The organism is Leisingera sp. ABM4_103 (assembly GCF_056158685.1).
The window spans coordinates 3,060,239-3,072,602 of record NZ_JBSWTU010000005.1; the positions used below are offsets into that span (position 1 = coordinate 3,060,239).

13 protein-coding genes are annotated in these 12,364 nt (G+C 63.7%); 10 read left to right on the forward strand and 3 right to left on the reverse strand.

All coding sequences use genetic code 11. From position 1 onward, the window contains the following. Window positions 1–203: 203 nt before the first annotated feature. The 4 genes from dusA to ACXAED_RS16780 all read left to right on the forward strand — a co-directional run bounded on the left by dusA (window position 204) and on the right by ACXAED_RS16780 (window position 3,459). Window positions 204–1,205, forward strand: a complete 1,002-nt coding sequence (gene dusA, locus ACXAED_RS16765; protein ID WP_475051587.1) for a tRNA dihydrouridine(20/20a) synthase DusA — start codon at window positions 204–206, stop codon at window positions 1,203–1,205. Window positions 1,206–1,291: 86 nt separating this feature from the next. Continuing rightward, on the forward strand, window positions 1,292–2,146 hold the full coding sequence (locus tag ACXAED_RS16770; protein WP_475051588.1) for a sulfite exporter TauE/SafE family protein: 855 nt from the start codon (window positions 1,292–1,294) through the stop codon (window positions 2,144–2,146). Window positions 2,147–2,156: 10 nt separating this feature from the next. Further along, the gene (locus ACXAED_RS16775; protein ID WP_475051591.1) at window positions 2,157–2,954 is read left to right on the forward strand and encodes a hypothetical protein; all 798 of its coding nucleotides are present in this window, start codon (window positions 2,157–2,159) and stop codon (window positions 2,952–2,954) included. A gap of 55 nt (window positions 2,955–3,009) precedes the next feature. Further along, entirely contained in the window at window positions 3,010–3,459 is a 450-nt protein-coding gene (locus ACXAED_RS16780) for a DUF4265 domain-containing protein (protein WP_475051593.1), read from the forward strand. 157 nt (window positions 3,460–3,616) lie between these two features. On the opposite strand, the gene ACXAED_RS16785 is transcribed toward ACXAED_RS16780, so the two are convergent. From ACXAED_RS16785 to ccmI, 3 genes are read right to left on the reverse strand one after another with little or no spacing between them, the layout of a single operon-like run. Continuing rightward, complete coding sequence (locus tag ACXAED_RS16785; RefSeq protein ID WP_475051595.1) at window positions 3,617–3,850, reverse strand: DUF1289 domain-containing protein; 234 nt, start codon at window positions 3,848–3,850, stop codon at window positions 3,617–3,619. 4 nt (window positions 3,851–3,854) lie between these two features. Then, on the reverse strand, window positions 3,855–4,328 hold the full coding sequence (gene ruvX / locus ACXAED_RS16790; protein ID WP_475051597.1) for a Holliday junction resolvase RuvX: 474 nt from the start codon (window positions 4,326–4,328) through the stop codon (window positions 3,855–3,857). Next, window positions 4,325–5,563, reverse strand: a complete 1,239-nt coding sequence (gene ccmI / locus ACXAED_RS16795; protein ID WP_475051598.1) for a c-type cytochrome biogenesis protein CcmI — start codon at window positions 5,561–5,563, stop codon at window positions 4,325–4,327. Before ccmI ends, ruvX begins: the two co-directional genes overlap by 4 nt. 188 nt (window positions 5,564–5,751) lie before the next feature. On the opposite strand from ccmI, the gene ACXAED_RS16800 reads away from it, so the two are divergent. The 6 genes from ACXAED_RS16800 to ACXAED_RS16825 all read left to right on the forward strand — a co-directional run bounded on the left by ACXAED_RS16800 (window position 5,752) and on the right by ACXAED_RS16825 (window position 12,225). After that, complete coding sequence (locus ACXAED_RS16800) at window positions 5,752–6,996, forward strand: sarcosine oxidase subunit beta family protein (RefSeq protein ID WP_475051600.1); 1,245 nt, start codon at window positions 5,752–5,754, stop codon at window positions 6,994–6,996. 33 nt (window positions 6,997–7,029) lie between these two features. After that, the gene (locus ACXAED_RS16805) at window positions 7,030–7,371 is read left to right on the forward strand and encodes a sarcosine oxidase subunit delta (protein ID WP_421055665.1); all 342 of its coding nucleotides are present in this window, start codon (window positions 7,030–7,032) and stop codon (window positions 7,369–7,371) included. A 49-nt stretch (window positions 7,372–7,420) separates the two neighbouring features. After that, window positions 7,421–10,453 carry a sarcosine oxidase subunit alpha family protein gene (locus ACXAED_RS16810; protein WP_475051602.1) on the forward strand — a complete coding sequence of 1,011 codons (3,033 nt, stop codon included), beginning with the start codon at window positions 7,421–7,423 and terminating at the stop codon, window positions 10,451–10,453. Continuing rightward, window positions 10,446–11,012: a sarcosine oxidase subunit gamma gene (locus tag ACXAED_RS16815; protein ID WP_475051603.1), complete on the forward strand. Its 567-nt coding sequence runs from the start codon at window positions 10,446–10,448 to the stop codon at window positions 11,010–11,012. The genes ACXAED_RS16810 and ACXAED_RS16815 overlap by 8 nt, the downstream gene beginning before the upstream one ends. A gap of 222 nt (window positions 11,013–11,234) precedes the next feature. After that, a complete protein-coding gene (locus ACXAED_RS16820; protein ID WP_475051605.1) occupies window positions 11,235–11,648 on the forward strand; it encodes a hypothetical protein in 414 nt (137 codons plus the stop codon). Window positions 11,649–11,901: 253 nt separating this feature from the next. Further along, window positions 11,902–12,225 carry a hypothetical protein gene (locus ACXAED_RS16825; RefSeq protein WP_475051606.1) on the forward strand — a complete coding sequence of 108 codons (324 nt, stop codon included), beginning with the start codon at window positions 11,902–11,904 and terminating at the stop codon, window positions 12,223–12,225. Window positions 12,226–12,364: the final 139 nt, after the last annotated feature.

Here is a 12,364-nt window from a genome sequence, read left to right on the forward strand (position 1 = left end):
TCAGACCCGCCTTCACATGATCCCTGCCTGCCAGCGCCAGCCGCCGGCCTCAAGCAAAACAGCCGCATCCCCGCCTTAGGACGGGGCCCCTCGGCGGTTTTCCTTGATCCCGCCGCCTGTCCCCGGCTGTCTGTGCTCACGCGAAGGCGGCTCCGAAGCAGATCGGCTTGGCAGGCGGCGGCGCAGGGCCTATATGGCGCGGCATGAGAGATTTTGCCCCCCTGCACCAGGCCGCGCGTTTGAGCGTTGCACCGATGATGGACTGGACCGACAAGCATTGCCGCTATCTGCACCGGCTGCTGAGCCGCGAAGCGCTGCTTTATACCGAGATGTTGACCGCGCCGGCGCTGGTGCGCGGCGGGGCGCTGCATTTGCTGGAGTTCAATCCGCAAGAGCATCCGGTGGCGCTGCAGCTGGGCGGCTCGGACCCTGCGGAACTGGCAGAGGCGGCGCGGCTGGGGGCGGACGCCGGTTACGACGAGATCAACCTCAACTGCGGCTGTCCCAGCGACCGGGTGCAATCCGGTGCCTTCGGGGCGGTGCTGATGCAGACGCCGGAACTGGTCGCGGACTGCGTGGCGGCGATGCGCGGGGCGGTGGACGTCGAGGTCACCGTCAAGTGCCGCATCGGCGTTGATGAGCAGGAGCCGGAGGACGTGCTGCCGGATTTCCTGGAGAAGATCCGCGCGGCGGGCTGCAGCCGGGTGACCATTCACGCGCGCAAGGCTTGGTTGCAGGGGCTTTCGCCGAAGGAGAACCGGGATATTCCGCCGCTGGACTATGATCTGGTGCACCGGATGAAGGTGGCTTTTCCGGATCTGCATGTCTCGATCAATGGCGGCATTGCCACGCTGGCGGAGGCCAAGGCGCATCTGGACCGTGGTCTGGACGGGGTCATGGTGGGCCGTGCGGCCTATCACCAGCCCGCCGATGTCCTCTGTGCGGCGGACCCTGAAATCTACGGCACCGGCGCGGTGAGTGATGCAGGGGACGCTGTACGGCAGATGCTGTCCTATATCGAGGCGCGGCTCAGCGAGGGCGCCAAGCTCAACCAGATCACCCGGCACATGCTGGGGCTGTTTGCGGGCAAGCCGGGGGCGCGGCAGTGGCGGCGGATGCTGTCCGAAGGCGCTTGCCGCACCGGGGCCGGGCCGGAGCTGGTGCAGGAGGCGCTGGCGCAGGTGGAGAACCGCGCCGCGGCGTGACGGAACGCCTCACACGCTAGTGCCTTGTGCAAGCGGGGAACCGCCGCTAACCCTTTGCCGGTGAACCAAAGCCGGAGGCGCCCCGCATGACCGATCCTGCCCTGACTGCCGCCCTGTGGCCAGAGCCTGCCTTGCTGATGCAGATGGGTGCGCTTCTGGTGGTGATCGGAGCCTTTGCAGGTGTTCTGGCCGGCCTTCTGGGCGTCGGCGGCGGCATCGTGCTGGTGCCCGCGTTTTTCTATGCCTTTCAGACGCTGGGGTATGGCGGCGATCAGCTGATGCAGATCTGCCTCGCGACCTCGCTGGCGACGATCATCGTGACCTCGCTGCGTTCTGTCATGAGCCATAACAAGAAGGGTGCTGTGGATTGGGAGATCCTGCGCGGCTGGGGGATCGGCATCGCGCTTGGGGCTGTGGTGGGCGTGCTGGCGGCCTCCGCCTTGCGCTCCACCGTGCTGCAAGGCGTCTTTGGCGGGCTGGCGCTGGTGATCGGCTGCTACCTGGGGCTGGGCCGGTCGGAGTGGCGGCTGGCCGAAGCGATGCCCAAGGGCGTCAAGCGGATGGCGCTGTCGCCTGCGGTCGGTTTCCTGTCGGTGCTGATGGGGATTGGCGGCGGCAGCTTTGGGGTGCCGCTGATGACCCTGCACGGGGTGGCAGTGCACCGGGCGGTGGCGACCGCTGCGGGTTTTGGCGTGATCATTGCGGTGCCCTCGGTTGCCGGTTTCCTGCTGCTGGAGGTGGACCCCTCCGCGCGGCCGCCCTTCACCATCGGCGCGGTCAATCTGGTGGCGTTCTTCATCGTGATTGCGATGACGCTGATCACCGCGCCCTGGGGGGTGAAGCTGGCCCATGCGATGGATCCGAAGCCGTTGAAGCGGGTGTTCGGGGCCTTCCTGGTGCTGGTGGCGCTCAACATGCTGCGCAAGGCCTTTGGCTACTGAGGGTATGAAGATGCAAGATCCGTTTGCGCAGTATCAGGACAAGGGCTGGGTGCGGTTCGGCCATGATCCGCAGGTGGCTGCCTGGGCGGCAAATGCTTTACCGCATGGGGTAAAGGCGCTGGACGATCCGGCAAACGCCGAGTGGTTCCAATGCGAGCGCACCTGGTTCATCGGGGTGGATGCGCTGCCAAATGATGCCTCGGGGCGCTTGCCGGACGGGCCGCCGCTGGCCGGTGCGCCGGTGGCGTTCATCACGCGACACCTCGGGCCTATCCCGGAGCTGCACCGGGCGCAGGTGTCCTCGGTCTTTCCCGGCTATCCGCGCCCGCGCCCGGGCGAGGGCGAGGCCGCTTTCCGCTACCGTGTCAAACGCGATGCCGCGCATGTGGACGGGGTCAAGATGTACGGCGGGCACCGCCGCCGCAAGGTGGAGGAGCCGCATGCCTGGGTGCTGGGCATCCCGCTGAATGAAAGCAGCCCGGATGCGGCGCCGCTGTCGGTCTGGGAGGGCAGCCACAGGATCATGCGCCGCGCCTTTGCCGCCGCGTTCGAGGGTATGCCGCCGCAGGACTGGGCGGATGTGGATGTGACCGATGCCTACACGGCAGCCCGCGCCGAGGTGTTCGAGACCTGCCCGCGGATCACGGTGCACGCCAAGCCCGGCAAGTCCTATCTGATGCACCGGCTGTGCCTGCACGGGGTTGCGCCCTGGGCTGAGGGAGCTTCCGCGCCGGCAGAGGGCCGCATGATCGCCTATTTCCGCCCGGAGCTGGCGGATTGGACTAATGGTTGGCTGGCGGAGGGGTAAGGGGTGGCTTCCGCAACGTTTCGCACCAGAGCTCACTCGATCCAAAGGCCCAAAGATGAGAAAGCTTCACATATACCTCGGTGAGGAAGAATGGCACGGTTTTTCGGTCGAGAGCCTATGGGCTGTCGAAGTTGGAAAAGGGCTTTACAAGCTTGCTAACTCACCTTTCTTTGCGAAAAATCTGAGTTTCGGAGATGTGGTCGAAACCGTTGAAAGGGACGGCCAACTGCACTTGGGTGCGCTTGCAAACGCGGCTGGGCGGTCAACTTACCGGATCATTCCCGCAAAGGATTGTTCCGAACATCTTCTTAACGAGCATCTTGGCTTGTTAAACGAAGCCGGGTGCACTTACGAACACGGCAATTTTGGGTTTGAGCTCTTTGCGCTAGATGTCCCGGCGGAGGTTGACGTCTTGAAAATATATGCTCTGCTCGAAAAGGCGGAACAGCTCGAAGTGTGGGGTTTTGAGGAAGGAAACTGCGGTCACCGCATAACCCCGCATTGAGGCTGGCCGCGAAAGGCATCTAGTTTCTTGGAACAAATCTAGGATTAACGTTCCCTGTAAATAGGTCAGCAATCCTGCCTGAATGTTTCGCGCGCGAAACATTGGGTCAGCACCTGTTCCGCATGATTTGCAAACGGTTACCTCACCGCGCGCCGCGTTAGCTGCGCTTTAACCTCGCGCCGCGGCCTCCTCGGCGCTTGACCAGTTTGCTGGCGCGGACGGGCAGGTCGTTCATGATGCCGGCGCGCTCGTCATTGGTCATTTTCGACCAGTCGCGGATTTCGTCAATGGAGCGGTAACAGCCGGTGCAGATGCGGGCCTCGGGGTGGACGACGCAGATCTTGATGCAGGGGGACTGGATTTCGTCCCGTTTCCAAACGTCGTCAGTCATCTGTTCACCCGTTCTTCAAATGCCGCATCCGGTCCAATGCGCCTTGCAAGATATAAGAGGCCGCGACGTGGTCGATAACCTCTGCGCGGCGTTTGCGTGTCGTATCTGCCTCAAGAAGCGCTTTTTCTGCCGCCACGGTGCTGAGGCGTTCGTCCCAGAAGCTGATCGGCAGATCGGTGAGCTGGCCAAGATTGCGGGCAAAGGCGCGTGTGGATTGGCAGCGGGGGCCTTCGGTGCCGTCCATGTTGCGGGGCAGGCCCAGAAGGACGCCGCTGATGTCGCGCGCCTTGATGATCTCCAGCAGCCGAGCGGCATCGAAAGAGAACTTCTTGCGCTTCACTGTTTCCAGAGGTGTTGCCACCGCACCGATGCGGTCGGAGACGGCAACACCGATGGTCTTGGTGCCCAGGTCCAGCCCCATCAGCGCGCTCATCGGCGGCAGGGCGGCGGCGAAGTCTTCGAATGCGTCGTGGATCATTCTGTAAGTCCTGCCTGCGCAGCGATGGTTTCCAGCAGCGCCAGCGCTTCTGCGTCAGCCTCGAATGCGCCGCGGGCCTCGTCATAGACAGTGCGGGCGCGGTCGGTTTCACCCAGAACCGACAGGGCGCCAATCAGCCGGGCCCATTCCTCGGCGCTGCCGCCTTCGGTTGCCAGCCGGTCCGACAGGCGGGTGACCATGCCGCGGATCATTTCCTGCTGCTCTTCGGGGCTGAGTTCGCTGGCGGAGGACATGTCCTCGGCGCTGGGGCCGGGCAGAGCGGGAGCGGTACCGCCGCCGGGGGTGATCGGGCGGTACTCAACACCGGCGCGGAAGGCCATCTCCTCGATCTGGCCCTGGATGCCTTTGATCCAAAGAGCGTCCGCCGGGCCGTCGCGCAGGGTTGCGGCCCATTCGCGGTAGGCGAGGTCCGGGCGGCCGATCTGGCCCAGCATCAGGCCCCAGTAATAGCGGGCAGGCCCGTGGGTCGGATCAATGGCGCGCGCTTTCTGCAGATCGGTCTGCGCCTCGGGCGAGACATAGCCGCCGGCCGCCATGATCTTGAGCTCGGCCAATTCGGTGAAGTCGCGGGCGTTGACCTTGCCCTCGGCCAGGCGGATGTAGTTGGTCTTGGCCTCATAAGCGGCCTTGAAGTTGCCGAGGTTGGCCTCGTGCTGGGCCAGCAGCGCCTGGCCCTGGGCGTCGTTCTCGCGCTCGCCCGCGGTCTTGCGCAGCTGTTCAACCAGCTTGACGTAGCCTTCCTCCACCTGCGGGTTCGGCAGGGCGGGGACTTCGGCCTCGGCCTCAGCCTGCGAGGGGCGGTTTTCGGCGCGCTCGCCCGCCAGTCGGATACGGTCCTTGAGGCCGAGGTCGCCATAGCCGGGTGCGCCGAGCTGCCAGTAAAGGCCCAAGGTGCCGCCCGTGATCAGCAGCGCTGTAGCAACTGCGGAGATCAGCGACAGGGACCTGGGCTGGGCGGGGCCGGACTTGCGCTTTTGCAGCTGGGTGTCGGCGGCCAGGATGCGGCGCGAGATTTCGGTGCGGATGCGCTCTGCGTCGCCCTCATTAATGACGCCGCGGGCCAGGTCCTTGTCGACCTCGCGCAGCTGCTGCCGGTAGACGCGCAGGTCGTAGGCCGCTGCGGGTTCGCCTTGCTCACGGGCGCGAATGATGATCATTGCCAGCAGCAACGCTGCCGCAAATGCGATAAGGGCGGTGACTGTCCAGAAAACCATGCCGTCTCCGAAGTTTGGTTTTCATCTATATGCGGGGGGCGGCGAACAAAAGGGCCAAACTGCCGCGGGATGCCGCAATGCGTCATGGAGTTATGTCGCAATAACGCAGAAAGAGGACGATAAACGGCACTGGTCAGCCATGCGTTTCGGGCATACCCGCTATCAGACACGAACCATCGGATTCGCTCATGAAACGCTATTCAGTCTTTGCTGTCGCGCGGGAAGCCCTGCGCTATCACACCGGATGGGAGCGCGCCTGGCGCTCGCCGGAACCCAAACGCCACTACGATGTCGTCATCGTTGGTGCGGGCGGGCACGGCCTCGCCACCGCCTACTACTTGGGCAAGAATTTCGGCATCACCAATGTCGCAATTATCGAGAAAGGCTGGCTGGGTGGCGGCAATACGGGCCGGAACACCACCATCATCCGCTCGAACTACCTGCAGGATCCTTCCGCTGCGATCTATGAAAAGGCGCGCAGCCTGTATGAGACCATGTCGCAGGACCTGAACTACAACGTGATGTTCAGCCCGCGCGGCGTGATCATGCTGGCCCAGACCGAGCATGAGATCCGCGGCTACAAGCGCACCGCGCATGCCAACCAGCAGCAGGGTGTGCAGACCGAGTGGATCACTCCGGGACGCGTCAAGGAGCTGGTGCCGATCATCAACCTGCACGGCCCCCGTTACCCCGTTCTGGGCGGCCTGTGGCAGGAGCGCGGCGGCACCGCCCGCCACGACGCCGTGGCCTGGGGCTATGCCCGCGCATGTTCCGACATGGGCATGGACATCATCCAGAAGTGCGAAGTCACCGGCGTGCGCACCGAAAACGGCCGCACCGTGGGCGTCGACACCACCAAGGGCCCGATTGATTGCGACAAGCTGGGCATGGTCGTGGCCGGCAACGCCTCGGTTCTGGCGGAAATGGCAGGCTTCCGTCTGCCGATGGAATCCGTGGCGCTGCAGGCGATGGTGTCCGAGCCGATCAAACCCTGCATGGACGTGGTTGTGATGGCCAACACCGTGCACGGCTACATGTCCCAGTCCGACAAGGGCGAGATGGTGATCGGCGGCGGCACCGACGGGTTCAACAACTACACCCAGCGCGGCAGCTTCCACCACATCGAGGAAACCGTCCGCGCGCTGGTCGAAACCTTCCCGATGGTCAGCCGCCTGAAAATGCTGCGCCAGTGGGGCGGCATCGTGGATGTGACCGGCGACCGCTCGCCGCTGATCTCGAAAACCCCGGTCCAGAACTGCTTTATCAACGCAGGCTGGGGCACCGGCGGCTTCAAGGCGATCCCGGGCTCCGGCTGGGCGATGGCGGAGCTGATGGCCACCGGCCATTCGCCGCTGACAGAGGAGTTCTCGATGATGCGCTTCAAGGAAGGCAAGTTCATCGACGAGAGCGTCGCCGCCGGTGTGGCGCACTAACGCTGCAGACTTCAATTTTACGGAGCAAGCACCATGCTGATCCTTGAATGCCCCTATTGCGGCGTCAAAGCCGAAGAAACCGAACTGGCCGCGGGCGGCGAAGCGCATCTGAAGCGCTTTGGCCCCGGCTCCTCGGATGATGAGTTCCATGACTACCTGTTCATGCGCGAAAACCCCAAAGGCGTTCACTTTGAGCGCTGGCGCCATGCCAACGGCTGCGGCAAGTGGTTCCACGCCGCCCGCTGCACCATGACGCTGGAGGTCTTTGGCACCTACACCGCCCAGACCAGCGTGCCGACGCAGGAGATTATGGACAAGATCGCTGCCAAACGCCCGGGCTGGACCTGGCGCGAATTTGCGGACGGCCAGAAATGATCCGCCGCCTGACTGAAACACCCGCTTTTCTTTTGAAAGGTCTGCGCCCATGAGCACGCGTCTTGCCAAGCACGGCCGGCTGATCGACCGCTCCAAACAGATCGACTTCACCTTTAACGGCAAGCGCATGAAGGGCTTTGCCGGCGATACGCTCGCATCCGCCCTGCTGGCCAACGGCCAGGTGATGATGGGACGCTCGTTCAAGTACCACCGCCCGCGCGGCGTGGTGGCGTCGGGCGCCGAGGAACCCAATGCGCTGATGCAATTGGGGGTCGGCGACCGTTACGAGCCGAACCAGCGCGCCACCACCACCGAGCTGTTCTCGGGGCTGACCGCGCAGTCGCAGAACCACTGGCCGAGCCTGGAGTTCGACGTCCTGTCGATCAACAACAAGCTCAGCCGGTTCCTGACCGCCGGCTTCTATTACAAGATGTTCATCCACCCGCGTCCGCTGTGGAAGCACGTCTATGAGCCGATCATCCGGAAATCCGCCGGTCTGGGCGCTGCGCCCGACAAGGAGCTGAAGGACGCCGACACCTACGAGCACTTCTACTTCTTCGCGGACGTGCTGGTTATCGGCGGCGGCGTTGCCGGCCTGCAGGCAGCCAAGGCGGCTGCGGTGTCGGGCGCCAAGGTTCTGGTGATGGAGCAGAACAACCACTGGGGCGGCCGCGCGCCGGTCGACGGCGGCACCATCGACGGCGAGGCACCCGAGGTCTGGATCGAGAAGACTCTGGCTGAGCTGAAGGCGATGGACAACGTCACCCTGCGCGACCGCTGCATGGGTTCCGGCGTCTATGACCACGGCTATGCCCTGGGCTATGAGCGCCTGACCGACCACGCGCCGGGCCAGGGCGGTCCGCGCCACCGTCTGTGGCGGGTCCGGGCTGGCCAGATCGTCACCGCAACCGGTGCCATCGAGCGTCCGCTGTCCTTTGCGGGCAACGATGTGCCGGGCGTGATGCTGGCCGGCGCGATGCGCGACTATGTGGTGAACTGGGGTATCACTCCGGGCCAGAAGGTCGTGGTTGCCACCAACAACGACGACGCTTACCGCACCGCGCTGGTGCTGCATGACGCAGGCGTCGAAGTGGTCCGCGTGGTCGACACCCGCGAAACCGGCGGCGGCGCGCTGATGGAAGCGGTCCGCGAGAAGGGCATCCGGGTTGAGCTGGGCCGTGCCATCGCCAAGGTGAAGGACGGCAAATGCGTGACCAAGGTCGCCATCTGCGCCCAGAACGGCGAAGGCGGTGCCCGTGAGGAAGTTGAAGCAGACGCGGTTGCCATGTCCGGCGGCTGGTCGCCGGTGGTGCACCTGTGGTCCCACTGCGGCGGCAAACTGATCTGGGACGAGGTGAACGCCAACTTCCGCCCCGATGCCTCTCGCCCGCCGCTGAACCAGGATGGCGAAGGCTTTGTGGTTCCGGCTGGTGCTGCAAACGGCGAGTTCGGCTTGGGCGCGCTGCTGGAAGACGCGGCGGCGGCTGGTGCCAAGGCGGCTGAGGCAGCCGGCTTCCCAGCGAAATCCGTGGCGGCTGCCAAGGGTGTGTCCGAAGAGGAAGCCCGCATGGAAGCGGTCTGGCTGATGCCCGCCAAGGCGGAAATTCAGCTGCGCATGAAGTCCTGGCTGGACTACCAGAACGACGTCAAAGTGTCGGACGTGCAGCTGGCTGCGCGCGAAGGCTATGAGAGCGTCGAGCATACCAAGCGTTACACCACGCTGGGCATGGCCACCGACCAGGGCAAACTGTCGAACATCAACGGCCTGGCCATTCTGGCCGACAGCCTGAACTCGGAAATCCCGCAGGTGGGCACCACCACCTTCCGTCCGCCGTACCACCCGATCTCGCTGGGCGCGATCGCTGGCGAGGCACGGGCCGAGATCTTCCAGCCTGTGCGCAAGACGCCGATCTACGACTGGTTCGACAAGAACGGCGCGGATTGGGAACCGGTTGGCCAGTGGCGCCGCCCGTTCGCGATCACCCGCCCTGGCGAGGACCGTCATGCCGCGGTGAACCGCGAGGTGAAGAACACCCGCGAGAACCTCGGCCTGCTGGACGCCTCGACCCTCGGCAAGCTGATCGTCAAGGGCCCCGACGCCGGCAAGTTCCTGGACATGCTGTACACCAACATGATGTCCACGCTGAAGGTTGGCAAATGCCGTTATGGCCTGATGTGCACCGAGAACGGCTTCCTGATGGACGACGGTGTGGTTGCCCGCATCGACGAGGACACCTTCCTGTGCCACACCACCACCGGCGGTGCCGAGCGCATCCACGGCTGGATGGAAGAATGGCTGCAGACCGAATGGTGGGACTGGAAAGTCTACGTTGCCAACGTGACCGAGCAGTACGCCCAGATCGCGGTGGTCGGCCCCAACGCCCGCAAGGTGCTGGAGAAGCTGAACGCGGCTGCCGGCGGCGGCATGGATGTCAGCAAAGAGGCGCTGCCGTTCATGGAATGGCGCGACGGTAAGATCGGCGAATTCGACGCACGGGCTTACCGGATCTCCTTCTCGGGCGAGCTGTCCTACGAGATCGCTGTTGCGGCCTCCGAAGGCCAGGCGTTCTGGGATGCGCTGATGGAAGCGGGCAAGGAATTCGGCGTCATGCCTTATGGCACCGAGACCCTGCACATCCTGCGCGCCGAGAAGGGCTTCATCATGATCGGCGATGAGACCGATGGCACCGTGATCCCGCAGGATCTGGGGCTGCACTGGGCGCTGTCGAAGAAGAAGGACGACTACCTGGGCAAGCGTGCGCAAGCGCGTTCGCACATGGTCGATCCGGACCGCTGGCAGCTGGTTGGCCTGGAAACCGTGGACGGTTCGGTGCTGCCGGACGGCGCCTATGCGGTGGGCGAGGGCGTAAACGCCAACGGCCAGCGCAACATGATCGGCCGCGTGACCTCGACCTACCACTCCGCGACCCTGGGCCGCGGCATCGCTATGGGCCTGGTCAAGCATGGTCCCAAGCGGATGGGTGAAGTGATCGAGTTCCCGGGCACTGACGGCAAGACCTACAAAGCCAAGATCGTTGACCCGGTCTTCTACGACAAGGATGGAGAGAAGCAGAATGTCTAAGGCTGTTTCCGTACTGAACGGCGCCCAGTATTCCGGGCTCGCAAAGGTCGAGGATGCCGGTCTGCAGGGGATGATCACCCTGCGCGGCGATTTGGACTCCGCTGCGCTGAAGGCGGCCGTCAAGGCTGCCACCGGCGCCGGGGTCCCGGTACAGGGCGCTATCTCGGTTGCCGAAAACGGCGCTGCGGCTTGGATGTCTCCGGACGAGCTGCTGCTGCTGGTGCCCTATGAGGATGCGGTTGCCAAGACTGCCGAAGTGGCCGAGGCGCTGAAAGGCGAGCACGCGCTGGCGGTGAACGTCTCCGACGCCCGTGCCTTCTTCCGCCTGTCGGGTGAGGGCGCGCGCGAGGTGCTGGGCAAGGTGAGCCCGGTGGACTTTGACGCCGCGGCCTTCACCCCCGGCCAGTTCCGCCGCTCGCGCCTGGCGCAGGTGGCCGGGGCGTTCTGGCTGAACGAGGATGGCAGCTTCTATATCGTCTGCTTCCGCTCTGTGGGCGAGTATGTGTTCAAATTGCTGAGCGCAGCTGCCCATCCGCAAAGTAAAGTGGGTGTTTATTAAAATTATCACTCGCTTTTTGCTTGTGACGCCATCCCGCGTCATTTACGGTGCCCTGGAGTTGTTCCGGGGCACTGTTTTTTTGCGGTTGGCACTCTTGGAACCTTTCCTTTGCAGTGATTGCAATTGTTTGATTTTACAGCCAGTTCTCTGCCTGGGGAGCCGGCTGCGTGAAGATGTTTCAGGGGGCGGCTTATGGGTCTGCGAAACAGCGGGGTAGGAGCATTGATTTTAACGCTTGCCGGGGCGGCTGCCGCGGCTGGCGCCAGCTTCCGCTGCCACCTGCAACCGATCTCGGGGGAGGACTGGGTTCCTAGTCGGATCTCGGTTGAGTTTTCTGATGATTTTACCTCGGCGGAGGTCACCGATACCGCATTTGGCGTGTCTGTTCCCGCCAAGGTCGCCAAGCGCAGCGAAACTTCATACGCGCTCAGCTGGTCATTGCCGGGGCTTGCCGTTCTGTTGGAAAACGGGCAGGCCGAACCGCGGTTCCGGGCGGTGCTGAACACGTCCAACCTGAAGATGAGCATTCAGTCCATCCGGCTTGAGGAAGGGACACAGCTGCCGCGCGGTTCAGGCAGCTGTCAGCAGCTGGAGACGCTGTCGCAGCTGGCGCAGTACCAAGCCATTTTGCATTAGCCTGCAGGTAAGACTGCCAGCGGGAGGCGAGCCGGCGCCGGGACAATCTCCAATTCAACCCAGGCAGCTCATCAATACCCGGCTTCTGTGGGAACATGGTTGTTTTCTGCGCAAGCAGGTTGCATTCCGGTGCCGGGAATTAATTTGAGGATACTGGAAAATAAATCGTTTTGCTTTGGCGGGCTATATTGCGGCTGCAGGTTTTCTTGGTCAAACGGTCTCGGCTGAGACCGTTTATGATTGCGACATCAAGATGTTTACAAACAAGGGCTGGATTGCGCCGCGGGTTCTGGTGCTGTGGGAAGACAGCACCAAAACCGCAAAGATCTATGATGGCTACATTCAGGAACTGGTCGGTGAACCCTTGGCTGCCAAGGTCGAGCACCGGAAAGGGAACTCCTATGACCTGGCGTGGCGGGTGAATGACATTCCGGTTGCCAACGCCCGGACCAAGGTGGACGGGTTGTACTCGGCTGTCTTCAATATGGACAAAAACACGCTGTCGATCCGGGGAGTGATCACCGGCTTTGCAAATGCGCCGCGCGGGCGCGGGAAATGCAAGGTGAAGCAGGACTAGGCGGCGTGCGCCGGGCCTGCCTTGTCCGGAAAAGCCGCGGGACGGCGGGGGACACCGCTGGTTGAGGCAAAAGCGGCAGAGCTGTACGCATGCCAGTTGCGCCGGCCGCACAGCCGGTCTTCGGTCCAGCCGCCTTAAC